The sequence below is a fragment of the Paracoccus lutimaris genome (genome assembly GCF_003337565.1).
In the GTDB taxonomy this organism is placed as follows: domain Bacteria; phylum Pseudomonadota; class Alphaproteobacteria; order Rhodobacterales; family Rhodobacteraceae; genus Paracoccus; species Paracoccus lutimaris.
On sequence record NZ_QPJL01000004.1, the window covers coordinates 178,275 to 202,919 of the forward strand.

The 24,645-nt window shown below is 65.4% G+C and carries 19 protein-coding genes; 4 read left to right on the forward strand and 15 right to left on the reverse strand.

Annotated elements, in window-relative coordinates; all coding sequences use genetic code 11:
- Positions 1-25 precede the first annotated feature (25 nt).
- Together DFP89_RS05940 and DFP89_RS05945 are read right to left on the reverse strand one after the other, a co-directional pair.
- The gene (locus tag DFP89_RS05940) at positions 26-1,177 is read right to left on the reverse strand and encodes an RsmB/NOP family class I SAM-dependent RNA methyltransferase (RefSeq protein ID WP_114348498.1); all 1,152 of its coding nucleotides are present in this window, start codon (positions 1,175-1,177) and stop codon (positions 26-28) included.
- 82 nt (positions 1,178-1,259) lie between these two features.
- Positions 1,260-2,069, reverse strand: coding sequence for a lysozyme family protein (locus DFP89_RS05945; RefSeq protein WP_114348499.1), 810 nt, complete (start codon positions 2,067-2,069; stop codon positions 1,260-1,262).
- A gap of 924 nt (positions 2,070-2,993) precedes the next feature.
- On the opposite strand from DFP89_RS05945, the gene DFP89_RS05950 reads away from it, so the two are divergent.
- Positions 2,994-7,013 carry a peptidoglycan-binding domain-containing protein gene (locus tag DFP89_RS05950; protein WP_114348500.1) on the forward strand — a complete coding sequence of 1,340 codons (4,020 nt, stop codon included), beginning with the start codon at positions 2,994-2,996 and terminating at the stop codon, positions 7,011-7,013.
- Between the two features lie 175 nt (positions 7,014-7,188).
- Here DFP89_RS05950 and DFP89_RS05955 read toward each other — a convergent pair whose 3' ends face one another.
- The 10 genes from DFP89_RS05955 to DFP89_RS06000 all read right to left on the reverse strand — a co-directional run bounded on the left by DFP89_RS05955 (position 7,189) and on the right by DFP89_RS06000 (position 18,597).
- Positions 7,189-7,512 (reverse strand): hypothetical protein, encoded by a 324-nt coding sequence (locus DFP89_RS05955; protein WP_114348501.1) that lies wholly within the window; start codon positions 7,510-7,512, stop codon positions 7,189-7,191.
- Positions 7,509-9,056, reverse strand: coding sequence for a lipase family protein (locus tag DFP89_RS05960; RefSeq protein ID WP_114348502.1), 1,548 nt, complete (start codon positions 9,054-9,056; stop codon positions 7,509-7,511). Before DFP89_RS05960 ends, DFP89_RS05955 begins: the two co-directional genes overlap by 4 nt.
- Before the next feature lies 1 nt (position 9,057).
- On the reverse strand, positions 9,058-9,972 hold the full coding sequence (locus DFP89_RS05965) for a hypothetical protein (RefSeq protein ID WP_147273274.1): 915 nt from the start codon (positions 9,970-9,972) through the stop codon (positions 9,058-9,060).
- Between the two features lie 132 nt (positions 9,973-10,104).
- Positions 10,105-10,803 carry a DUF4123 domain-containing protein gene (locus DFP89_RS05970; protein WP_114348504.1) on the reverse strand — a complete coding sequence of 233 codons (699 nt, stop codon included), beginning with the start codon at positions 10,801-10,803 and terminating at the stop codon, positions 10,105-10,107.
- A gap of 221 nt (positions 10,804-11,024) precedes the next feature.
- Positions 11,025-12,791 (reverse strand): ABC transporter ATP-binding protein, encoded by a 1,767-nt coding sequence (locus DFP89_RS05975; RefSeq protein ID WP_114348505.1) that lies wholly within the window; start codon positions 12,789-12,791, stop codon positions 11,025-11,027.
- Between the two features lie 3 nt (positions 12,792-12,794).
- Positions 12,795-13,739 carry an ABC transporter permease gene (locus tag DFP89_RS05980; protein ID WP_220269817.1) on the reverse strand — a complete coding sequence of 315 codons (945 nt, stop codon included), beginning with the start codon at positions 13,737-13,739 and terminating at the stop codon, positions 12,795-12,797.
- Positions 13,736-14,734, reverse strand: a complete 999-nt coding sequence (locus DFP89_RS05985) for an ABC transporter permease (RefSeq protein ID WP_114348506.1) — start codon at positions 14,732-14,734, stop codon at positions 13,736-13,738. The genes DFP89_RS05980 and DFP89_RS05985 overlap by 4 nt, the downstream gene beginning before the upstream one ends.
- A gap of 65 nt (positions 14,735-14,799) precedes the next feature.
- Positions 14,800-16,563 carry an ABC transporter substrate-binding protein gene (locus DFP89_RS05990; RefSeq protein ID WP_181870265.1) on the reverse strand — a complete coding sequence of 588 codons (1,764 nt, stop codon included), beginning with the start codon at positions 16,561-16,563 and terminating at the stop codon, positions 14,800-14,802.
- 28 nt (positions 16,564-16,591) lie between these two features.
- Entirely contained in the window at positions 16,592-17,416 is an 825-nt protein-coding gene (locus DFP89_RS05995; RefSeq protein WP_181870266.1) for an SDR family NAD(P)-dependent oxidoreductase, read from the reverse strand.
- An 8-nt stretch (positions 17,417-17,424) separates the two neighbouring features.
- A complete protein-coding gene (locus tag DFP89_RS06000) occupies positions 17,425-18,597 on the reverse strand; it encodes an enolase C-terminal domain-like protein (protein WP_114348509.1) in 1,173 nt (390 codons plus the stop codon).
- 231 nt (positions 18,598-18,828) lie between these two features.
- Between DFP89_RS06000 and DFP89_RS06005 the strand changes: the two genes are divergently transcribed.
- The 3 genes from DFP89_RS06005 to DFP89_RS06015 all read left to right on the forward strand — a co-directional run bounded on the left by DFP89_RS06005 (position 18,829) and on the right by DFP89_RS06015 (position 22,966).
- A complete protein-coding gene (locus tag DFP89_RS06005; protein WP_181870267.1) occupies positions 18,829-20,424 on the forward strand; it encodes an SMP-30/gluconolactonase/LRE family protein in 1,596 nt (531 codons plus the stop codon).
- Entirely contained in the window at positions 20,421-21,269 is an 849-nt protein-coding gene (locus DFP89_RS06010) for an SMP-30/gluconolactonase/LRE family protein (RefSeq protein WP_114348511.1), read from the forward strand. Before DFP89_RS06005 ends, DFP89_RS06010 begins: the two co-directional genes overlap by 4 nt.
- 383 nt (positions 21,270-21,652) lie before the next feature.
- On the forward strand, positions 21,653-22,966 hold the full coding sequence (locus tag DFP89_RS06015; protein ID WP_114348512.1) for a hypothetical protein: 1,314 nt from the start codon (positions 21,653-21,655) through the stop codon (positions 22,964-22,966).
- Here the strand turns inward: DFP89_RS06015 and DFP89_RS06020 are convergent.
- The 3 genes from DFP89_RS06020 to DFP89_RS06030 are packed head-to-tail and all read right to left on the reverse strand — an operon-like array spanning position 22,935 to position 24,591.
- Positions 22,935-23,489: a hypothetical protein gene (locus DFP89_RS06020; RefSeq protein ID WP_114348513.1), complete on the reverse strand. Its 555-nt coding sequence runs from the start codon at positions 23,487-23,489 to the stop codon at positions 22,935-22,937. The two genes, DFP89_RS06015 and DFP89_RS06020, sit on opposite strands and share 32 nt — an antisense overlap.
- Positions 23,486-24,034, reverse strand: a complete 549-nt coding sequence (locus DFP89_RS06025; RefSeq protein WP_114348514.1) for a hypothetical protein — start codon at positions 24,032-24,034, stop codon at positions 23,486-23,488. The genes DFP89_RS06020 and DFP89_RS06025 overlap by 4 nt, the downstream gene beginning before the upstream one ends.
- Positions 24,031-24,591 carry a hypothetical protein gene (locus tag DFP89_RS06030; RefSeq protein WP_147273275.1) on the reverse strand — a complete coding sequence of 187 codons (561 nt, stop codon included), beginning with the start codon at positions 24,589-24,591 and terminating at the stop codon, positions 24,031-24,033. Before DFP89_RS06030 ends, DFP89_RS06025 begins: the two co-directional genes overlap by 4 nt.
- Positions 24,592-24,645 lie beyond the last annotated feature (54 nt).

The following is a 24,645-nucleotide window of genomic DNA, read 5'->3' on the forward strand; positions in this document are numbered from 1 at the left end:
ATAGCGCATGGCGGTTAAGGACCCGTTAATGACGCTGCATCAGGCAAAGATAAAACCCGTCCGAGGCGTCCAATGGCGTGAAAAGGCGTTCAGTGACCAGTTCGAACTCTGGCGCGCGGTGCAGGAAGGCGGCTGTCTGCGCCTGATTCTCGACCCGCAAAAGCGAGCAGGTCATATAGGCAAGCCCCCCTCCTGCGGCGACCCGCGCGGCCGCCTCATCAAGGATCCGCGCCTGCGTTTCGACCAGCGCCGCCAGTTGCGTCGCGGTCAGCCGCCATTTTGCGTCGGGTGTTCGCCGCCACGTACCGCTGCCCGAGCAAGGCACATCCGCCACGACCAGATCGAAACGTCCTGACAGCTTGTCCGGCGGGGTGATCTGCACCCTCACGCCCGCACGCGCCGCCCGCGCGGGCAGGTCGGACATGCGGCTGACATCGGCATCATGGGCGGTGACCGGAGACAGCCCACGCGCCGCGAGCGCCAATGCCTTGCCACCGCCACCCGCGCAATAGTCCAGCAGACTGCCGCGGTCGGGCAAGAGGCTGCAGGCCAGTTGCGGGGAAAGATCCTGCATTTCGACCAGCCCGTCGCGATAGGCGCTCGAGGCCGCCAGCCGCCGGGCACCGGCAGAAACGCAAAGCGCGGTCGGCAAATCGGGATAGGGCGCAGCCGCGATATCCTCGGAAGCCAGGACCGCCACGGCCTGATCCGGCGTCGCGCGCAACTGATTGGCGCGCAGCCAGACCGGCGCGCGCTTGCGCATGGCCATGGCCACAGGCTCGACCGCTTCGCCCAGGGCTTCGCTCCAGGCCGGCAGGATCCAATCCGGCAGGTCAAGCGCCGCCGCAGCCTCCGGCGCCCCGCCACGGGCCAGTTCATCGGCCGAGAGCGGCCACGGCGCGTGACCTTCGCCGGTAAAGACGGTTTGCGGGTCCCTACCCTCGTCACGACACATGCCCAGCATCAGGCCGCGTCCCGTCATCGCACCACCCAATGCCGCGCGCGAACGCAGGCGACGCAAGCTGTCGAAGACCAGATCGCGCACGGCGGCACGATCCCCCGAGCCGGCAAAGCGGCTGGCGCGCGACCAGCGCAGCAGGGCCTGCTCGGCAGGGTCGCCGCCAAGGATACGGTCCAGGATCGTGATCGCCGCCTCGATACGGGCTGCTGGGGTCATGTGGCCTGCGCCCCCGGGCGCTGATGGTCATGGTTTCAGGCCAGAAAGGCCGCGCCACCCGCTTTGTCAATCCTGTCCCCATTCAGGGCGGTGCGGCCTGCTGCCAGAGCGAGGGCCGTCCGGTTCCGGCATCGGGCGATGCAAGCCGAACCGCGACCATCGGCGTCCCGCCCGGTGCCAGCGGCGACCGCCCCGAGGCCAGCACCGCCAGCGATCCGGGCTGGCCCGTGCGCGGGCTGCCCAAGGGCGCCCCGAGCAGCATCACCCTTTCGCGGACACGCTGCCGCTGGCCGGAATCGATCCCCGCAAAGCTGTTATAGGTTTCGGGCGAACCGCTCAGCCCTTGGAAACCGCGTTCGCGCAACATGTCCCGCAACGTGTCGAAGCGCGCCAGATAGCGCTGCGCATGGACTTGCGTGCGCGAGTGGAACGCCCCGGCCGCAATGCGCCAATCGCCGGTTTCGGTATATAGCTGGCGCACGAACCGCGCCGCGTAGCGGGCGTTCTCCAGAGGGTCAAACATCTGTGCGACGGATGCGAAATTCTCGCCATGCCAGCGGTAATTCAACTGGAAGCAGCCGATATCCAGGTTGAGGCGACCCTGCGCCACGCGATCCTCGGCAAAGGCGATGGCGGTATCGGGATCGTCGAACCATGTCCCCTCCCCCTCGGAATTCGCACTCCAGGCCCAGGGGCGGACGACCCCGTCCATGCGCCGTCCGGTTTCGGTCAGGGTCAGCGCACCCAGGATATCGACCGGCACACCGCTTTCCTGAGCCGCCTGCTGCGCCGCCCATTCGCAGATCTCGGCCGAGGGCAGCGCCAGCGCAACCGTGCGCAGCAGCAGAAAGGCCGGGATGGCGACCGACAGAAGAATGAGGCGAGACAGCATGACAGCCCATGAAATCGGCGTTCAGCATCCTCATAGGCCGATCCGGTTAAGATTCGGTAAGCCCGTCCCCAAATGCCATTCCAGAGATGCCCGACCATTGCGATCGGGTTTTCGCATGACGCCCCCCTTCACCAAAAAATACCTGATCGATTCACGGATTCAACAAAACCAATAACGGTAGCGACCGGCCAACACTTACCCAATAACGTGTGCGGGCAAGCGCCGGGAGGAGAATCTGACGTCATTTACCGTCGCGACTCAACGAATTACTCCGGCAGTAGCCAAGAAAATTCATGGCGACCATGATCAATATCCGACGTCTTGGAAATGCGTCAGGAATGCGTCGAAAAATTTCGCCACGCATGTCAAATCGCAAGCCGTCAATGCGCTCATCCCACAAGGGATCAAAGAGTTAACTGTTTATTTTTATTTGATAAGTACTGAATATGTCGGAAAATTTCTCGTGGCGATTTCACATCACAAGAACTCGCCATCCAAGGAATGATCGTTGACAAATTATGCAATACAAATCCGACAATAATGATCTCACATGATGAATTCACGATATGAGATACTGTCTGTCTCGCATATCTGATTGCATCCTGCGGCCAAGTTTGTTGACAGGTGCCACCTATGCGCGGATCATTTTCCAGAGACTTGTCTGCTGAGGGGGAATATATGATGGCTCGTAATGCCCTGCTGATCGGCAGCCTTCTGTCGGCATCAATTGCCCTGACCCAACCAGTGCATAGTGACGAGCTCGGAAGGTTTTTCGGCACGATCGCCGGTGAAATCGTAAGGGACCAAATGCGCCAGCAACAGGTGCAGCCCCGAAGACAGCAGCCCCAGGCGAGCCAGCCGCAAACGCGTCAGCAAACAGGGGCGCGTCAACAATCCGCAGCCCCTCAGCCGCAGCAGCCGGAAATGAGCCTGGCGGAACGGATGGCCGTGCAGCGCGCGCTGGCGGCAACGGGCCATTATGCAGGCGGGATCGACGGCATACTCGGCTCGGGCAGCCGGCGGGCCATCGCCGGCTGGCAAGCTTCACTGGGCGCGGCTGCAACGGGTTATCTGCTGCCTCAGCAGGCCCGCATGCTGATCGCGGCCGCCCCGCCGCCCGATCCGCTTTACGAGATGGCGGCGCCGAATCCAGCCGCTCGACCCGGCGTGACGCAGGGCTGGGCGGGGAATGCGCCTGTTTCGGCAACTGCGGCCGATGGCCACTATGCGGCACCGATGCTTGCCGGATCCGCGCCGGCCGCGCCGGCCGCTGAGCCATTGCCGGGCGACGCGCTGATCGGCGACAACGAGTTGGCGCGGCAACTGGTGATCTGGACAATCGCGCAGAACCCCGCGTTGCTGAACTCCTCGCATGGCCTCGGTGCGCTGATCAGCTTCAACTATGCCCCGGAGATCCAGGCGCAAAGAATCACGGACCCGGCGCTGCGGCGTCAGATACTGACGGCCAAGCTTGCAACCGAGGACAAATCCCCCCCTACTCGCGCCGTGCTCGAACGTTGGGTACAGATCCAGCCCGCCTGGGACGGCGCGCCACCAAAGATGGCAACCGAGTTTGCGGATATCGAGGGCGTGCCGACGATCACCGCGCTGAACGCCGTTTCGCGCGGCCCGTATGCGCCGTCCGTCTGGTCGCTCGCTGTCGATCAGCCGTTTTTCCTGCCACCACCCGAAGGTTTTGCCGCCTGGACCATTCCCCCAGAGAGCCGGGACGAGTTGCTCTTGCAGATCGATATCACGCTGTCTGACGTGCGGCCGCGCATCGGCTCGGCGGACATCGGCGTCAGAGGCGGCAGCGCCAAGGCTACCATCAACCGTGTCACCCTGATCCGCCGCCCGCCGCCCGCGCACAACCGAAGCGATCCAAACCCGCCCGACGAGATCCTGCACACATGGACTGGCGAGGCCCCGGCCACGGCAAGTCCCGACCGCCCGGCCGATCCGGGTGCCATTGCTGCGGTCTATGGCGGCGCTGTCAGTGGCGGGCGGTATGTGGTTTCGTCGGGGGGCAGCGATATGGGGCTTGATGTCATCCACCAACCGCTGCTTGCCGGCGATTGGGGCCGGCTCGACGAGGCCTTGCCGCTGGCCCTGTCGCTGCGTCGGTTGACGGAGGCCGCGCCCGATCGTCAACCGGACCCGCAACTGACCGAAATGCTGTCGCAGTATCTGCTGACGGCCCGTGAACGCATTGACCTGCTTCCGGTCGAGATCGCGCAGCGCAACGATTCGACCACGATCAGCGAACTTGCCCTGCATGCCGCGATGACGGAAAACGCCGCCGCCGTGCGCGATATCGTCGTCACCCGTGCGCCCGACCTGCCGCTGGCCATGCGCCATGTCGGGTATGCCTCGCTGGGTGAATACGACTTCACCGCGAATGCCTTTCCGGTCTCGGTCGACCCCTCGTTGTTGCAGCGGCTGCCGCTGGCCAAGCCGGGACCGGACATGAGCCTCGACGCGCTGCTGCCGATCGCACCGACCGACGCGCAGGCGCTGCTTGACACCATGGCGCAGATAAATCCCGACGGCGGACAGAACCGGCAACTTTTCTCGGTGGTCGATTACGTGCTTGAAGAGATGGTGCCGCGCGGCGCCCGCCCGGGTCCGATCACGCAGGCCGAACTGGAGGCGCTGTCCCCGCGCAGCCGGATCGAAAGCGTGGCCCTGTTTATCGATCCCGGCCTGACGCAGAAGCTGATGGATCTGCCCATCCCCGAGGACCCTGCACATGCCGTCGCTGCGGCGGAAGGTGTCGAAGGTCCGCCAGAGGAGATTTACGCCACGACCGGAAAGAGCCTTTGGGGGGCCTTCGCGCGCGCCGATGTGAAGGACGAATGGTCAAGCAGCTATATCATGAGCATGCAGCAGGTTTATCGCGGAGGCGATGCCGGCCTTGAGGCCCGTACCGAGGCGATGCGCAACGAAATGATCGCCGAGGCGCGTAACAGCTATTGGATCGGCGCCCATCTTGATGTCGGCGAATACGACCCGAACACGGGAAGCGTTCCGTTGACCGGCTACACCCTGGTTCCCGTGCCTTATGACAATGACATTTCGGGCGTCGCGCCACCACCGTTGCAGCCACGGGACAGCCGCGATTTCGCGGCGTTGCAGGTCACGGCCGAGGAGGCGGCCAAGATCGACCAGCTTCGCGAGTCCCGCACCCGGATTGCCGCCTATCTGCTGATCCGGCCGGACGAAGTCGTCTTCGATGACGAAAACCATGCGCCGTTCCTGACCTTCGCGCGCCCCGAGGCCGTGCTGCTTGGGCCCGCCGGCAGCGACGGCATGCCCGATCCGGTCATCCTGCGCATCGGCATGCTGGAGCCACCCCGGCTTGATGCCGCCATCACGGCTGCGGAAGGCGGGGCCGCTTCCCCGGTGACTGCTGCGCCAGAGGCGCTGTTTCTGGATCAGGAAGGGGTGGATCTGCTTGCGCTGTCGCTGGATCCGGCCGTCTATGGCGACAGCGGCTGGCAACGCATGCTGATCCAGCGGCTGGTAAAGGAGCGCTGGTTCGCGCTTGAGGGCGAGGCGCTGCGCGGCGACCTGCCCTGGGGCAACTTCTTCGCCAATCCGCAACTGACGCCGCAGGCCGACGAGGTGGCCGCGTTGCTGCCCGCCTTCCGTGACTGGACGATGGCACGCGCCGCCGCCCTGCCACAGGATCTGCTGCTGCCCCACGGGCCGGTCCCCCAGAACAGCCCCCAATGCGGCATGATCCTCGATGTGACCGGACCGGGATCCGAGGCCGATATCCGCTTCATCCTGAGCGATGCGGCATCGCTGCTGGGCGACGCGCTGCCGCTTCCCGAAAATGTGCCCGTCGGATACAGCAACGTCGCTCGCGCCGGCAGCCATCAGGTCTGGGCCTTCGATTCGGCGCCGCCTCACAGCAATTGCAGCTATCCGCGCGGGGTCGATGGCGCTGAACTGGGCGACTTGATCGCGGCGGATCCCGACAGTACATCCGCGCTTGTCCATGTTGCGGCCGTGCCGACCCTGGGCACTGCCGGCGAAGGCGTATTGAGCCAGTTGCTGCGGCTGAAGATCTCGGAGCTGCGATTGGCACCGGCCGAGGGCGCGGACAACATCCCTGCCGGTCTTCGTGCCGTTGTCATCGTCGCGACATCGGTCGAGAGCGTGACCGGCTATCGGCACGGCAGGAACAATAGCGGCTTCGAGGAGGTGGTGACGCTCACGCCACAGGACTGGGCCACACCGGTCGCACAGACCCTGGCGTCCGAGGATGTGGTCGGCCTCACCATCGGGATGACGCTTGCCGATTTCGAGACCGCGGCGCGCGCACATCTGGGAAAGGCGGTTCTGTTTCGCGAGGAAACGCCCGGCAAGGGCATGTTCGGACATGCCAGGGGGCTGCTGAACCTTGAAACCGGCGAGGCTCTGGCCGCCGTTTACGCGCCCCATGCCGAAGGCCAGCCGGTCGTCGCGATCATGCGCCGCCTGAGCCTTCCCGCCAGCAAGGCAAGCACCGAAGCGGTGAAACAGGGCCTGATCCAGAAATACGGCGCATTGTCGCGCGAGATTGACGACGGTTTCTGGCTGTGGGGAACCCTGCCCGATAACGAGGACGGATGGGGCGTCTGCGGCGGCCCCTCACTTCTGGGCAGTTCAGGACGCGAGCGCGCGCCCGAGCTGGTGCCGACCGAAGATCTGGGACAGCCTGTCGGCACCTATCAGAACAGCCCGGCCTACTGGTACGATGCCGGCTGGCCCGACATCGTGACGGACCGTCCGGGTCAGGTCGATCCGTCGCGCTGCGGCCCGGTGGTCGGCGCGATGGTCGCCGATAGCGGCGCGGCTGGGCGGATGCTGCAGCTCTGGCTGCTGGACCGCAAGCTGGCGGGCGAATTCGACGCCCTGCCCAAGCCCGCCGTCGAGGCCGCCGATATCAAGTTCTGACATCAAGCTCTGACATCAGCTTCTGGGGCAGCATGCCCCGGAACTGCCGCCGCCCCTGCCCCCAAGGGCGCGGGCAGGCGCTCTGCATCGCCGCCCATGCCCGATGGCCCGAACCGGGTCCGCCCCGGACGCGCGCGCGCCCCGAGGGGGTCGGCCTGCGGGATCGATACGCCGCCTATTGTTCGGGCTCTTTCAGGCGGTCAAGCTGATCCTGCAACCAGAGCCGCCTTCCGTACCATTTCCCGCGCCTCTGCGCCTCCTGGAACTGCGGAGATTGATCCAGCGCCAGCCCCTGCAGCCATCCCAGTTCCAGCAGCACGAGATGATCCTGATCGGACATGCCGATCAGGCTGTCGGCGACCGGAAAGAAGTGGTCGAAATACCGTCCGCGCGGCTCGGCCAGGGGGCCTTCGCCGGCAAATGCCTGCCGCAGTTTCCGGCTTGCACGGCGTGCGTGGCGATCCTGAATCGCCGCGATATCCTGTTGCGAGAGGATCATTGATACAGCTCGCAGGACCCGAGAACCTCGGCCATGCGGCCACGCACCCAATCGATGACCACGCGCGCGCGGATGGCGGCCTCGTGCTCATAGCCGGGATGGTGAACGGCACGCCGTTTGCCCGAGATGCGCAGCGTCGAGGCACTGATAGGCACGGTGCGATCGCCCGAGCCGACCGGCGCCGCGATGGTCCAGTCGGTCCCCAGACCCAGATAGCCGCCATCGATATGCTTGTCGCCCTCATTGCCCCAGACGACATGCTCGCGGCGATAGTTGGGCGTCGCGCCCTCCTTGATCGTGATATTGGATTCCTTGACGCTGCGCCCGAGGCTTCCCCCGGTCATGTCCGGGCGCCAGCTGATGAAGTCATAGGTCTTCATCCCCGGATCGGCGCTGTGGCACATATAGGTCAACTCGTGAAAGTCGCCCGCCGAATAGATCCGGTCGTGCCACGCCTCGGCCACCTGGTTGTGGCGCAGGAATTCGTCGAACGGATCGCCTTTCGGAAGCGCCTCGGGAAACAGCCAGTCCGGATTGGCGGCCCGGTACATCTTGTCCTTCTTGCGGTAGATCTCGGTATAGGGGTTGGCCTTGGGCAGATGCAGATAGCCGGCCCCGCCCGAGATCGCGTTCCCGACCAGATTGCGCGCGGGGTTCAGGATGTGCAGCCATTGCCGCGAGCTGTCATTGGCCCGGTACCGCTTGTTGGGCAAAAGCTCCTGCGCGCCGGGCATATGTCCCAAAAGCGCCGTCACCAGCGAACCCTGGCGGCCCAGCACGACATAGCTGCCAAGCTCGGCGCCGATGCCCGGGTTCTCGAACCCGAAGTGAAAGCGCTTGTAGGCGGCCGGCGCGCCGTCCGTTGGCATGACGGTGCTGATGACCGCAAGAATGTCGCCCGCCGCGCCATGCATCAGCGCCGCCGAGCGGGCGACAAAGCCGCCCATGGAATGGGTCACCAAAATCGCGCCCGGGCATTGCGCATCATTGGCCGCGGCCCATTTCCGCGCCTCGGCGACCCAGGTCTTGATATGCGCGGCCGCCGCCTTTCCGGAATCGTAGTTCGAGGCGGACCAGTTATACCCGCAGGCATAGACCGGCATTCGCACCAGATTGAACTGCGGGTTGTGCTTGCGCACCTCATGGGTCAGCCGGGCGGGAAAGCTGCTTTCCATGTCGCGCAGGATCGGCCCGTAAGAGGACAGCGACACCGAGCTCCAGTTCCGCGACACCTGCGCGGCCGTCAGCCCCGCGACGGGGGCAAACTCGACGGGTTTCAGAAAATTCTTGTCGAAACGATTGCCGACAAGCAGCGCTTTCCTTTTCGCTGCAGCCGCCCGCACGTTCGAGCGCTCGCGGGTGCGAAACAGGTCGGGGCCGGGAACGGATCCCGCGTTCAACGCATAGTGCCGGATCATCAGCCCCTTGCTGTCGGGGTCCCAGACGATCTGGTTGCCGGATTTCAGACGCGACCCCATGATCCCCGGCAACAGGATGACCGGGACGATCACATCGGCGGGGCAGACCGCGGTTCCGCCGGCCATCTCAGCGCCTCCTGCTGATCGAGGTCAGCAGCCCGAGGGCGCGGCCTTCGGCGTCGGCCTCTGGTTCGGCTGCGTTGACGAACTTCAAATGCGCCGAGGTCAGCGTCGCGCCCGGCGAGGAGGTCAGCGTCGCGCCCGGCGAGCTTCCGACCGGCCAGAAGACCGTGGCGTCAAACCAGGTTTGCACGTCGTCGCCCTCGCGCAGCGTCACCCGCGAAAAACCGGCATCGGCGCCGTCGACCTTCAATGTGCTGTTCTCGACCTTGACCCCCGGCACATCCGCAATATCGTTCGGCTTGACCAGAGGCCGGTCGTCACCGCCCTGATCGGCGGGCCCGATGATGAAGTACAGCTGATAGTTGTTCGAGGCGGCGGCATCCGCCTCGGCCTGGCCGGTTTCCTCGGCCCGAACGGCAGAGGCCGAGAACATCGCCTCGGCGTCAGGACCCGCCTGATCAAAATACGCGGTTTCAAAAAACAGCCCGTCAAAGACAAAACCCATGGCCCTGGCATTCGGGCCGACCGGCGCAACCCTTGTCAGGCTGTGAAACAGCCATTTCTCCGCGTCGTCGCCCTTGGGAAAATCGGTCCGCGACATGGAATCGCGCGTCATGACGACATCGTTGCCGACACGGTACAAGCCCAGCACAAGATAGGTATAGCTGGACACGATCAGCCCCATATCCTCGCTTGTGACAAAGACCTCCCAGTCATTGACGGTCATGTGGCGGATGATCTCGCCGACATCCTCCTGGGCCAGCACGATGTCCTGCGCCCGCCCGGCCTGATTTCGCAGCACGGTGATCGCGGTCGAGCCGATAGTGGCCGTGATGTCAGGGGCGGTGAAATCCGGGGGCGTGCGAAACTGGTGAAAGCCAAGATGCACGGTGGGCCAGGCCGAAAGGTCTGCGGGCACAATCTGTTCCTCTGTCTTACATGCGGCAAGAGTTGATAGCAGGACGACCAGCAGGCCGAGAATGGCCATGGGCGAAAAGGCGGCTCGCTGGTGCATCGCGTGTTTCCTGATCCTGATCTCTACCGCGCGTCGTCATCTCAGATGAAATGTCGCGCCGCCGCCTTCGTCATCGCCCCGCCAGACAAGGCGGCAACCGCCCCAGAGCCGGCCGAACAGATCGGCGCCCGCGTCGCTGGTCGCATGTTGCAGGGCGGCAATCTCCCAGAAGCGGAAATAGTACCATTTCCCGCTCTCCTGCTGGATGCGGGTGAACCTGCGAAACTGGCGGCGCAATTCGGCCAGCGACTTGCGTGATCGCAGAAAGATGCCGGGGGCCGCGTCCCACAGGTCGTCGGGCATGCCGGCATTTGAGAAAAGACAGCGGGTGAACCGGCTGTCATCGGAAATCCTGACGAGATAGGGCGCCACCTCGCGCAGCTCTTGCGCGGCCTTGCCCGAGAAAAGACTGCACCATTCCAGTTCGGAACGGTCGAGCAGTTCGGGAAGCTGCGGCGCACGCGCGGCCTCAAGCAGCGCAAAGCTGTTCATGGGCGGGCTGTCCTCGGCAGGTTCGGGCTGGCCCGCCGCATCGGCGGTCTGACCGGCCGGCCCGAACAGCCATGGATAAAGCGCGTCGGGGACGGTTTTCTTCGGCCAGATGCCCAGCTGCGCATCAAGCGGCCTTACCCCGCCAATCGTTTCGGTCGCGGGAAACCCTGCGGCAGCCCGGGTCGCAAGACCGGACTCGGAGCGCGTATCGACGGCGCTCGTCCAATACTCCGAGTCACTCACCTGAATACCTGATGTTCACCGCATGACAGCATCGGGATGTTAGCTTGACCAACCCGCAGGCACAAGAAGCCGCATCCGCCGACGGCCCAAGGCCCACGGATTCGCCGCGCTCCTCGGCGATCTCTGTCGCCTGAATTCGGGAAATGTGTCCAAGCATAAGGGCCATTCGCTGCCCCCTCCTCCCCCCAAGGGATAGCGGCCCGCCGGCAGGCAGCGGGCGATCAGGCCGCTCGTGCCAACCCGCTTTCCAGCACGAAACCCGGGTAGCCGCCATGAATGACCGGGGCCGCGTCCCAGCCGGCGCGGCTGCGCCCGACCGGTGGCCAGCCGCGCGACGGGTCCGGCCAGGGGATCGCCCCCACCAGCGCCCGGGTATAGGGATGGCCGGGGGTCTTGATCACCGCGCGCGGCGGGCCGGCCTCGACGATCCGGCCCTGATGCATGACCAGCACGTAATCGCTGACATGGTAGGCCGTCGCCAGATCGTGGGTGATATAGATCACCGAAATCCCGAACTGGTCCTTCAGCTCGCGGATATTGTTCAGAATCGTCATCCGCAACGAGGCATCCACCATCGAGACCGGCTCATCCGCGACCAGCAGCGGCGGCCCGATCATCAGCGCCCGCGCCACCATCAGGCGTTGCCGCTGGCCGCCCGACAGCTCATGCGGAAAGCGGCCCAGGACCTCGTCGGCATTCAGGCCCACGGCGCTGCATGCGGCCTCGACCCGCCGGCGACGGTCGGTGGTGCCGGCGGCGATGTCAAAGTTGACCAGCGGCAGTTTCAGCGTCCGGTCGACCTGATAGAACGGGTTGAACGAGCCATAGGGGTCCTGAAAGACCGCCTGCACCTGCTGGCGATACCCCGCGCGGGCCCTGCCCCCCATCGCGTCGACCGGCTGGCCGCGCCACAGGATGCGCCCCTCGGAGGGGGATTCGAAACCAAGGATCAGGCGGGCCAGCGTGGTCTTGCCAGAGCCGGACTGCCCGACGACCGACACGATCTGCGGCGTATCGGCGGCCAGGGCGAAGGAGACCGGCGCCAGCGCCCGCACGTCGCCGCCGCCGAAAAAGCCGCCGCGAAAGGTCTTGCCGACATGATCGAAACGAAGCAATTCGGACGGGCCGGCATCGCCGGTCGCGGGCATGGCGAGCACGGCTGCGGAACCGGCTTTCTGCGGTTCGCGAACCTGATCCTGCGGCACATCGCCAAGTGAGGGCACACTCTCGATCAGCATCCGCGAATAGGGATGGCGCGGCGCGGTGAAGATGCGGTCGACAGGGGCATCCTCGGCGATCAGGCCGTCCTGCATGACGATGACGCGATGGGTCGCCTGCGCCATCAGGCCCATGTCGTGGCCGATCAGCAGCAGGCCGCAGCCGATCTGCTCCTGCGCGGCGATCAGCGTCTCCATCACCTGCTGCTGGGTGATCACATCCAGCGCCGAGGTCGGCTCGTCGGCGATGATCAGGTCGGGCTTCATCGCGATCGAGATGGCGATGCAGGCGCGCTGTTTCATGCCCCCCGACAGCTGATGCGGATAGCGCGTCCCGACATCGGCCGGCAGCCCCACCCCTTCCAGCGCGGCGGCGACGAAATCGCGCGCCTCGGCCCGGCCCATCCGGCGCCCGTGATCGGCCATGCCGTCCAGCATCTGGTCGCGGATCCGCATCACCGGGTTCAGCGCATTCATCGCGCCTTGCGGGATATAGGCCACGCGCGACAGTCGGGCGCGGCGCATCTGTTCGTGGTCCAGCGCCAGCAGGTCCTGCCCCTTCAGAAGCGCGTTGCCGCCGGTGATCCGGCCCGGCTTGTCGATCATCTGCATCAGCGCCAGTGCCGTGGTGGTCTTGCCCGAACCGCTTTCTCCAACCAGCGCCACCCGTTCGGCCGGGGCCAGATCGAAGCTTGCGCCGCGCACGGCGTGGATCACCCGCGTGGTGGTGAAATAATCGACGCGGAGGTCGCGCACCGTCAGCAAGGTCATGGTTCAGCCCCTTTTTCGAAGTCGTGGATTGGCCAGCTCGTCCAGCCCGGCATTGATCAGGTAAAGCGCCACGAACAGGATGATCAGCAACAGGACCGGCGGCAGGATCCACCACATGCCCAGCAGAAAGGCCGAGAACTTCATGATCCAGTAGATGGTCATGCCCAGGGTCGGTTCGTTCTGCGGGCCCAGCCCCATCGCCTCCAGCCCGATCCCGGCCAGGATCGCCGCCGCCACCGCGATGATGAAGGACGAGATCAGGAACGGCATCAGGTTCGGCGCGATCTCGCGGAAGATGATCGAGGGGACCGAGGCGCCCGACAACCGCGCCATCTCGACATAACCCGCGTTGCGCATGACGAGGATCTGGCTGCGCACCTGCCGCGCCGGCCGCCGCCAGGCCAGAAGCGCGATGATCATCGCCATCCCGAACGAGGTCAGCGCCGTGCTCAGCATGGCCGAGATGATGACCAGAAACAGGATCGCGGGAACGGTCAGCAGCACATCGACCAGCCATGTGATGATGCGGTCGGTCCAGCCGCCGTAATAGCCGGCGACAAAACCCAGCGCGGACCCCGCGGCCATGCCGATCAACCCGGCCAGAAAGCCCATGCGCAAGGTCAGCCAGGATCCGTAGACCATGACCGCCAGAATGTCGCGGCCCTGCGGATCGGTTCCCAGCGGGTGCTCTGCCCCCGGCGGCAGGCTGGCGGGCCCGACCAGCGGCTGGGCCATGCCCGCCTCGATGAACAGACGGCCGATCAAGGAAAAGGCCAGCAGCCCGCCCAGCAGCAGCACACCCAGCACCAGTTGCGGGTTGCGCCGCAGATAGCGCGCGATGGCCAGGATCCGGGCAGCGGCGCTGCCGCGCGGGGCCTCGCGCGCGATGACCTCGACGCGCGGCGGGGATGGCGAAGCGATCGGCGCGGGATCGGGAATTCGGGTCATCGGCGCACCCTCGGGTCAAGCAGCGGATAGATCAGTTCGACCGCCAGCATGGAGACGGCGATGGTCACGATCAGGATGAAGACGATGCCGTAGATCGTCGGATAGTCGAACAGCGTGATCGAGGACAGCAGCAGCAGACCCATGCCGGGATAGCCGAAGACCGCCTCGACCAGCACGGCGCCGGTGACGATCTGCCCGAAGAACAGCGCAAGCGCCGTGACCTGCGGCAGGATCGCATTGCGTACCCCGTAATTCAGGAACATCCGCCGGTTGGTCAGGCCACGGGCGCGGGCGAAGGTCATGTAATCCTCGCCCTGCACCGTGACCATCATGCCGCGCATCCCGACCGCCCAGATCCCGATCGAGGCGATGGTGATCGACAGCGCCGGCAGGACCGAGTGATGCAGCACCTCGCGGGCGAATTCCCAGGTCGGCGCGGGGATCGAAAAGATCGAATAGCCGCCCGAGATCGGGAACCAGCCCAGCCTGACCGCGAAGACATAGATCAGCACCAGGCCGATCAGGTAAAAGGGGATGGCCGAAAACACCATCAGCATGGACGACACCGCCTGCAACAGCACGGAATCGCGCCGCCACGCCGCCCAGGCGCCGATCAGGGTGCCGATGACGAACGAGATGATCGTGGTCGAAACCATCAGCCCGATCGTCCACGGAATCGCCTGCGCGATCAGGTCGCTGACCCGCGCCGGATAGTTCGAAATCGACTGCCCGAAGTCGAAGCGCGCGATATCCCCCAGATAATCGAGATACCGTTCCCATATCGGCCGGTCGAGACCGAAGCGTTCGTTCAGCGCCGCCGTCAGCTCGACGATCTGCGCGCTGCTGATCCCCGAGGTTTCGCCCAGCACCGTCAGCTTCTCGGTGATCGGGTTCTTGGGGGCAAGCTGCGGCAGGAAGAAGTTCAGCGTCGCTGCCGCCCAGATGACAGCCAGCAGCATGAACACATGCCGCAGCAATCCGATGAGATAGTTCATGGCGATATTCCTGGAAGCAGGATGGCACCGGGGCGCAGGATGCGCCGCCGGTGCGTCGCGCGGCCCTATTGGGCAGCGGCGGGTTCAAGCTGGTGCAGCACATAGCCGAACTGACCCGAGGTATACCAGAAGGCCGGCTGCATGTAGGGATTCTCCAGCGACGGCCAGTTGCCCCAATAGGCGGTGTTCAGCGGCACACGGTGATACCATTCGGTCAACGGCACCTCGACCGCCTCGCGCATCCAGATCTCCATCGCCGCCGACACCCCGTCGGCCAGCCCCGGATCGCCCGGCGGCAGCGCTGCCACCTTCGCGACTGCCGCGTCATATTCCTCGTTGCACCAGCGGGCCATGAACATCGTCGGCTGACCCTCGGGCAGCGCATTGGCGCAGGTATACATGGCCAGCGTCGCATAGGGGTCCGAGATCGAGCCGCGATGACCAAAGATCATCAGATCGGCGCGGCCGTCGCGCATCACCGCGCGGCTTTCCGGGCTGGAGCGGAACTGCGCGTCGATCCCTGCCCGGCGCAGCTGTTCGGCCACCACCGGTGCCACCGGATCAAGCTGCGGGATGGTCTCGATCTGGGCGGCCAGAACCGTGCCGTCCTTTTCCCACATTCCGCTGGCATTCTTGGTGAACCCCGCCTCCTGCATCAGGGCGTCGCCCTTTGCCGGGTCGAAGACGCCGATGCCATTCGCCTCGGCCAGCGTCCTGGTCACGTCGGTATAGGGCTTCAGCGCCCCGAAAGCCGGAAACGGCCCGAACAGCTTTTCGCTGGCGCCGCCATAGACGACTTCGATCAGTTGGTCACGGTCGATGAAATAGTTCACCGCGTGGCGCAGCCGCGCATCGCCCCATTTCGGATTGAGATGATTGAAATAAAGCGAGGTCGGCCACCAGTCGATGGAGCCATAGGGCGCCTCCTTGCCGCTGAATGTGGTCACATCAGGACGGGCGGCAAGCTCTTTCATCACGGAGGTCAGTTGCAGGTCGGCGGTGATATCGACCTGGCCCGACCCGATCATCTGCGCCATGCGGTCGCGCGTGCCGCCCGGAACGGTCAGGATCCGTTCCATCGCCGGCAGGTCGGTGAAGCCCGCGGCGGCGCCCCAGTAATCGTCGCGGCGATCCATGAAGATCTGGCTGTCGGTAAAGCGCACCAGCTTCCATGGACCGGTCGTGACCGGCCAGCCCTGTGCCAGATCGAAATTGCTGAACTCGGCCTTGTTCTCGACCCCGGACCAGATGTGCTCGGGCACGATCTGATAGCCGATATCGTAATAGTTCATCAGGAAGCTCAGCGCGAAACGCGGGTCCGGGGCCTTCAGCGTGAACACCACGGTCAGCGGGTCGATGGCCTCGGTCCTGGCGACGGCGGCGGCGACATTGCCGGCCTGCACCAGATCCTTTGCGCCCCCGCCATTCTCGCGCAGCATCTCATAGGTGAAGGCGACATCCTTGGCGGTGAAGGGTTGACCGTCGGACCAGGTCACCCCGTCGCGCAGCTTGACCGTGGCCTGCGTAAAGTCGCCATTGAAGTCAAAGCTTTCGGCCAGCCATGGGATGATCTCATCCTTGTTCGAGTTATAGTAGAACAGCGGCTCGAACATGTTCAGGATCGAGCCCCGGATATCCTCGTTGTTGATCGAATAGGGATTGGCCATCCCGACATTGCGATAATTCGGTGCCTCGGTCTGATGGGCGACCACCAGCGTCTTTTCGCGCGCAACATTGCCGGGCGTCTGGGCGATGGCTGCCCCCGTCAATCCAAGGATGAAGGTCCCGGCCAGAAGCGCTCTCAGCACCGGATTTCTGCGGTCAGCCATGGTTTCTCCTCCCATTGCGGCTTCTTGTTCAGTCCACGGCGGGGGCGGCCTGCAATCCCAGATGCGCCCCCCCGGTTATCATCAGCGCCGCGCCGGTCAGGAAACCTGCGGCGGGCGACAGAAACATCAATGCGGGCGCCACCATCTCATCCGGCTGGCCGGCGCGGCCGAGCGGGTTCGCCCGGCGCGTCAGCTCGGCCCAAGCCGCCGGATCGGCGCGGCGAAAGGCATTGCGGTCGGTTTCGATCAGGCCGGGCGACAGGGTATTGAAGGTGACACCCCGCGCCGCATATTGACCGGCAAGATTGTCCATCAGATTGCGCATCGCCGCCTTGGTCATCGCGTAGACCGGCATTTCCGGCGAGGGGGATCGCTCCTGGACCGAGCCGATGGACAGAACCCGGCCAAAGCCGCGCGCGGCCATCACCGGCGCAAGAACCTGAAGCAGCGACAGGTTGGCGGTCAGGTTCACCTGCAATTGCAGGGCTATTTCCGCGGCGCTCTGTTCGGGCAACGGCTTGTTGATCTGGGCGGAAGCCGACAGGATCACCCCGTCCACCGGCCCGCCCGCCAGCACCGCCTGCGCAAGCGCCGCTCCGGCGCCGGGCTGGGCCAGATCGGCATCAAGCAGCTCGGGCTTTTGCCCCCGTGCCGCGATATGCCGGGCCAGCTTCTCGGCGGCATCGGGCTGGCCCGCAGCCGCGTCCAGCCGCGCGGCGTGGTTGATTATCACCTGAGCCCCGGCCTCACCCAGCGCGCTGGCGATGGCGGCGGCGATCCCCCGGCTGCCGCCCGTCACCAGATAGCGCCGGCCGGTGAAGGCCCCGGCGTGGGTCTCTGAAATATCCCGCATCCGTTCCATCATGAATCCGGCCCCGCACCCGCCATCCCGGCAAAGCTGACCGGCACGGCCCCGGCGATGGCCTCATCCTCGGCCCCGGCGAATTGCGGCACGAAGCCGAAACCGCCCCCGCTCCCCAGCCCGGTACGGCCATCCCTGACCGGCTCGGCCCCGCCGGCGATGGCATCGTAAAGCGGCGTTTCGCCGACCTGACGTTCCACGATCACCTGCGCATCCATCGCCGCCGCGAGATGACGGCTATGGCCGTCCAGAACAGGGCCGACGGGATTGTGCAGGCTGGGCGCCACGCCGCGCGCCAATGCGGCCTCCAGCACGCAGATCCCGCCGCGCAGCCCGGTCAGCCGCAGGTCGGGCAGGATCACGTCATGACCGGCAATGGCGAGAAACCGCATCGCATCGGCAAGCCCGGTCACATCCTCGCCCCCGGCGATCCGGATGCCGCGACCATGGGCGGCACGGCGGATCGCCCGCTGATCCCCGGCATCGGTCCGCGTGGCATCGACCGGATCCTCGATCCAGTAGGGCGCGCAGGACGCCAGCGCGTCGATCAGGCGGCGCGCATCCGCGACCGAGAAACGGGAATGGCAATCAATCATCAGGCGCGCATCGGGGCCGATGGCATCGCGCACGGCTTCGACGCGTGCCACGCCTGAGGAAAACAGCGCCGGATCAGCGTTGCGATCCCAAAGATAGCCGTCGAATGGCGCGATCTTGACCGCACGATAGCCGGCAGCGATCACCTCGGCGGCGCGGGCGGCGAAACCGGCCGGCGCGCGGTCAGCAATGCCCCGGTTGATATTCGCATAGCAGTCCAGACGGTCGTGGAAACCGCCGCCCAAAGCCACAGCCAGCGGCACACCGGCGCGGCGCGCCAGCGCATCGGCAGCCGCGGCCTCCAGTCCGTGACGCAGGACCGCCAGCCGCGCCGCCCCCTGCCGGCCGCGCACCAGTGCCAGCAAGCCCCCCGGAACGCTCGGCCGGTCATTGGCTATGGCCCGGCCCAACGCGGAAAGCGCCAAGGCCAGCCCGGCCTCATCGCCGAAATCGGTGATCTCGGCCCACCCCTCGGCGCCGCAGCCCAGCCGCACACGCAGCACGACCCACACGGTCTTGGGCGACACCCGGATCAGCCGGAAACCCATCTGAACGGCGCGAGGTATTTGAGTCAGCATGATCGCCTTTCCAAATTTGTTCCATAATGTGATAGATGATAATTTTATGTCAATTGATTTTCCACTTACTTCACTCCTGCGCGCGCTACGACGCTCTATGATGGGCAAGAAGAACAGGAAATGTTGCGGGGAAATCGTTGCTGCTCTATGTTCCACATTATGGAATGGGTGCCCAAGATGACGCAAAAGCCTGCCACAGACTCCGATGAAGTTCCTGGCACTCAGGCGCTGATGCGCGGAATCGATGTGTTGATGGCCATCAACATGGCGCCCGAGCCCCCCCGATTCGCCGATATCAAGGCGGCTGTCGGCCTGCCCAATGGCACCCTGCACCGGCTGCTGGCAGCGCTGATCCGGCGGCAGCTGATCCGCTATGACAGCCACAACAAGCGCTACCTGACGGGATCGCGGGTGTTCGATCTGGCCCGTCGCACCCTTGACCAGTCGCAGGTGCTGCGCGCCGCGCGGCCCGAACTGGCCCGGCTGGCGCGCCTGCTGGGGCGGCCCGTCTGCCTGTGCCTGGCCGATGCCGGCGAGATCTTCGTCATCGACTATGAAGACCCCGATGCGACGCAATCGCGCGTGGTCCGCCTGTGGCCGCGGCTGGCGGCGAGTGATTGCGCCGCGGGACTGGCGATGCTGGCCAACCTGCCCGCCGATCAGCGCCCCGCCCTGCCGACGGGCGGCGCGGATCTGGGCCTGTTTCGCGCCCTCGGCTATGCCACCCATCTGGCCGCCCGAGGCGGCGCCAGCGCTGCGGCAGCCATTTGCGACGACAAGGGAATACCGCTTGCCGCGATTTCGGTCGCCTTCGACGGGTCCGCCGCAGCACCCGAAACGCTGCACGAGGCCGGACGCCTTCTCGCCGAGGCCGCGCATCGGGCCGAGGCCAATTTCGGCGTGTCCGTGGCCACACCCGCCATCGTGACCGAGGCCCCCGGGCCGGTTCCCGACAGCTTGACCGACCATGCCACCGGACGCGATTTCATGGGAGAGAACCCGGTCTGGAGCGCAAGGGATGGCCGGCTGTACTGGCTGGATATCCTTGCCCCGGCGCTGCGCAGCCTTGCCCCCCAAAGCGGACACAACACCCACCGGATTCTGCCTCGCGTCATCGGCGGGCTGGCGCTGGCAATGGATGGGCGCATGATCCATCTGGGTCAGGGCGGCATCTTCACCCATGACCCGGCCAGCGGCAGCCAGAACCTGCTGCTCGACCCCGAACCAGAGCTTCCCGACAACCGCTTCAACACTGCGGCGGTGGATCCGGGCGGTTGCCTGTGGGCGGGCACCATGTCGCTGCGCAACCGCCCCGGCACCGGCGCCCTTTACCGCATCACGCCCGAGCTTGGCGTCCGGCGCGTGATCGGCCCGGTCGGGCTACCGAAGAACTGCGCCTTCTCTCCGGATGGGCGGCAGCTCTACTATACCGACGGCGCGCGCAAGGCGATCCTGAGGCACGATCTTGACATCAAGAGCGGCAGTATCGGCCCCGAACAGATCCTGTTCAGCGCCACATCCGACAGCGGGTTGCCAAACGGCATCGCCTGCGACAGCGAGGGGATGATCTGGGTCGCGATGCTGGGCGGATGGTCGGTCTGGCGGCTGGATCCGCAGGGCCGGGTCGAGCGGCGCGTCGCGCTGCCCGTGCCCATGCCGACCGCCGTCACACTGGGCGGCGCGGATATGCGGCGGCTTTTCATCACCAGCACCTATCTGCGCCTGCCGCCGGGATATTCCACCATCGCGCCGCGCTCGGGCAATCTGTTCTCGATCCCGGTCGACATTCCCGGCCAGCCGGTGCGGATTTTCGGAGGCAAGGCATGACCGCCTCACTGGCCCGCGGTCCGGCGATCTGCGTTCATGACGCCATGGCGTTGACCGGGGAATCGCCCTGCTGGGACGCCGGACGCGGCATCCTGTGGTGGATCGACATTCAGGGCCAACGGCTGCTTGCCCACGCGGCTGAAGGCCAGAACCGCGCCATCCCGTTACCGCTGATGCCGGGCTTTGTGGCGCTGCATGACAGTGGCGATCTGTGGCTGGGTCTTGAAAATGGCGTCTGGCGCTATGATCCGGAAAGCGGAGACCTGGATTTGCTGGCCAAAACCAATGCCAACCCCCGCTTGCGCCTGAATGACGGCAAGTTCGACCGGCGGGGCCGGCTGTGGTTCGGCACCATGGACAAGAGCGGTCCGACCGGTGGCCCGGTCGGCGCGCTGTGGCGGCTCGATCCGAATGGCACGCTCCACAAGATGCGCAAGAATGTCTCGATCCCCAACGCCATCTGCTTCGCGCCGCAAGGCGACCGCATCTATTTCGCCGATACCGCCCTGGCGCGGATCGAAACCGCGACGCTTGGCTCCGACGGAGCGCCCGGCCCATGGGAGGTGCTTTGCCGCTTCGAGGCGGGCGAACATCCTGACGGCGCGGTTGCAGACGCGGAAGGCGCCATCTGGGTCGCCGTCGTCGGCGGCAACCGGATCGAGCGCATCCTGCCCGACGGGCACCGCGCAGGCGTCGTTCCGCTGCCCGTCAGCCGCCCGACGATGCCCTGTTTCGGCGGTGCGGGCGGGAACGTGCTGTTCGTCACCAGCCAGCGCCGCTTTCTGACAGCCGACGATTTGCGGGCCCAGCCATGGGCGGGCGCGCTGATCGCGGTGGCAGTATAGACGGCTTCGACATCAGGCCGAGCCTTCAAACGCATGCGCGAGTGATGGTTGATGCGGGGCTGGGCGCTGGAAGCGGCCAATCTGCCTGAGGCGTCGGCCCTTGGGATGGATCGGGGCGATCCGGCCAGTGTCGGGCACGCCAGCCTGCCGCCACCGCGCCCTCCGCTGACGCCGGCGCCGGCTCCAGCCATTGACCAGATGTTCGGCCTTGGCCTTGGCCTGTTCCAGCGCCTACTCGGCCTGCGCGCCACTGGCCGAACATGCGGCGAGGCAGCTTTTGGAGATCCTGCGGCCTGCGGCCCGTCCTCTTTCCGGTTACCTCTGCCACAAAAACCTGCCACCTTCCGGTTGTCAGGCATGACAAGGCTGAAACAAGGGGAGCCGTGGGGCGCGATCTGGGCATAATCGGACAGCATGTCGGGCTAAGCCTGTCGCTGTTCTGGCGCTATGGCGCGGTTCTGACCGCGATCTGGGCAGGCGGCGCCTTGCTCGATCAGATCCTGCTGCGGATCGCGGTCGAGATCGGATTTTTCAACCGTCTGTTGGGGCTGTTCGCGATTGCGCCGGTAATCCTGCTGCAATTGCTGGTCACGGTATCGATGTTCCTGATCTTGCGGAACGGCCTGCCGCGCATGCGGCTCTGGCGCAGGAGGGCGGCGCAGGTCACCGCCCAAACGCCACAGGATCAACGCGAAGGCGGTATGTTCGCAGTCACCTTGCTGGCGGTTCTGATCCCGTTTTACGGCTATTATGCCGGCTGGGGTTTTCTGGGCGATACGCTGCGCAGCTATTCGCAGATTTTCTATGCCGCGCAGATGATGCGGGTGGACTTTACCAGGCCAGAACTGCCCCCCACCGCGCTGGAGGTCAGTCAGACCGGCTGGGTCATCCTGGGCGTGCTGCTGATCTGGGCCATCCGCCGCTTTGCCAAGACCATGCAGAGCCGCGGCAAGTCCGGCTTCTGGCCCATGCTGGTCGTGGCCTGCGAGGCGACCTGGGCGCTGCTCGGCCTTTATGTCATCGCAAGCTGGAAGAACGAATTCGCCGGCTGGCTGGCGACCCTGCCAAGACCCGACGAGTTGCTGGAATGGATCATCCCCGCCGCCCGGGCCGCGATCAGCACGGCCGAGTTGCGCCCGGTCGACTGGGCGCCGGAATTTCAGCTTTGGCCAATGCTCACATCGCTGTTCTGGTATGCGCTGCTGCCGCTGGTCTGGTTCAATCTGGGCGCCATCGTCTATGGCCATGACCTGACGGGCGTGGGCGGGCAGACCCGGCGCGTCGCAGGCCATGCCATCGACCGATGGAAGGCGCTGCCAAAACCGGTCACCGACTTTATCGGGCATTTCTGGATGGGGGTCGTCAAACGCTGGAATGCGGTGATGAACGGGGTTTTTCTGGCCGCCTCGGCCGGGTTTGCGCTGACGGCTTCGGTTCTGGTGCTGTGGCGGCTGGTCGACTGGCTGGGCAATTGGGCATGGGCCGGATTGGCGCATCTGATCGGGCCTCAGGACATGCTGAGCTGGCAGGTCCTGTCCGTGCCGCTGAATGCGCTGTTCAATGCCCCCGGCGCGCCCGCAGGCGGACTATTGGTCAGCCCGCTGCAGTTCTGCGTCCTCGCCGCCGGGCTGGAACTGGCCCTGCGGGCAGCCGTCACCCCCGAACCTATTCCGGCGGAGGCCGCAGCACCGGCCTGATCGGCAAGGACAAGGCATCGGGCCGGGTGGTCATCCCCGATATCCGCAGCCGCAACTTGCCCAGCACATCGACCGGCACCAGAAATGCCTGCACCGACATCGAGGGGCTGCCATCCTCGGGCGCCAGAATCCGCGATTGATCGCAGCTGTTGTCGGTATCCCCCTCATCGCCCAACAGATCGATGACCTGCAACCCGACGACATTCATCAGCGGTCTCCAGACGCGGCCCTGATCGTCGGTCAGCCCAAGATCGCAGGCCAGCCAGTCGCGCATCCTCTGCGCATCGCCCTGCAGGCCCATGCGCAGATACAGCACCGCCCGATCCGGCAGTTCGGGCAACACCATCACCCGCGCCTGATCGACCGAGACCGTCACGCCGGCCAGTTCGCCGCTTGCTCCCTCGATCCGGGTGACATTCCAGTTCTTGCCGCGACGCAGTTCCAGCAGATCGGGCCATGCGACCAGAAGGGTGCTCAGCAGCGAAAACACCAGCGCCAAGGCGATCCAGCCAAGCCGTTTCATCCGTCCAGCTCCAGCATGGGCACATGGATTGGCGCCGTGACCGGGGCCTCTAGCCGCAAGACCCCGTCCAGTGGCGGATCGGTGCGCTGCGCCAGCAGCAGCGCACCCTGCGGGATTTCGTCGGCGGGCAGCTCGAAAATGGCAATCGCCCTGCTTTCCAGACCCGGCTGCAGCCACAGATCCTGAACCTGCCGAAAGGCGCCCGAAATGCGGTCCGTGGTGTCATAGCGCCGCCCGCTGGCGCCGATCCATGTCGCCCGCAGCATGGTCGATTCCGTGGTGCCGAACAGGGTCGCATCGACGATCAGGAAGACGCCCTGCGTCTCGCGCCGAACCAAGTCCCCATAAAGCGGAAAGGTGATCATATCCGCGCTTCGCCAGCTGTCGATGCGACCGCCGATCAGGCGGGTCTGGCCAGTCTCGCCGGGTGGAACCCGGGTTTCAAACGGGCGCACGATACTGTTGTAATCAGGATTGGTCAGCATCATTCCGGCCAGCAAAGCGGCACTGACCGCCGCAATCAGGATGGGCGCCACGCGGATCATGGCCGGATCCCGGGGATGGCGGTCAGCCGGGCCGCTGGCGAAAAGCCAAGCCAGCTTGACTGGCCGTAAAGATTGTCCTTCAGCTTGAAGGCCTGTTTCGCGAAATCGATCTGGACCTGCCCTGCCTGCCAATCAGGCGCGACCTGCCAGATCAGGGCGATGTCTTCGGAAATGCGCGGCTGCAATTGCTGCAGGGGCGCATCATCGCGCAAAAGCACGATCTGCGGCGGCTCTTGCGGGGCGCCGTTCAGGATCAGCTGCGGTGGATGCGGCGGGCCGCCGAATATCGCGACCTGCGTCTCTCCGGTCAGGTTCTCGATCGCGGCAGTCAGGACCAATCGGCCATCGCCCGGCTGCCATTCCAGCACCATCGGTGTCAGCGCGGTCCGCCCCAGATCGACAGCTGTCCCGAAAGCCGCAGCCGGGGCAGTTTCCGGGGATCGCGCCTCTTCGATCTTCCACCACCAACTCAGCAGAACCGCCGCGGCGATACCTGCGGTCGCCAGCGTGCGCAGCCAGATCCGGCGAAGCAAGGATGGTCTGGTGTCCCGAGTCATGCCGGTATCTGAGCGAAACAGGCATATGGGTGCAAGTCATTGACACGGAGACCC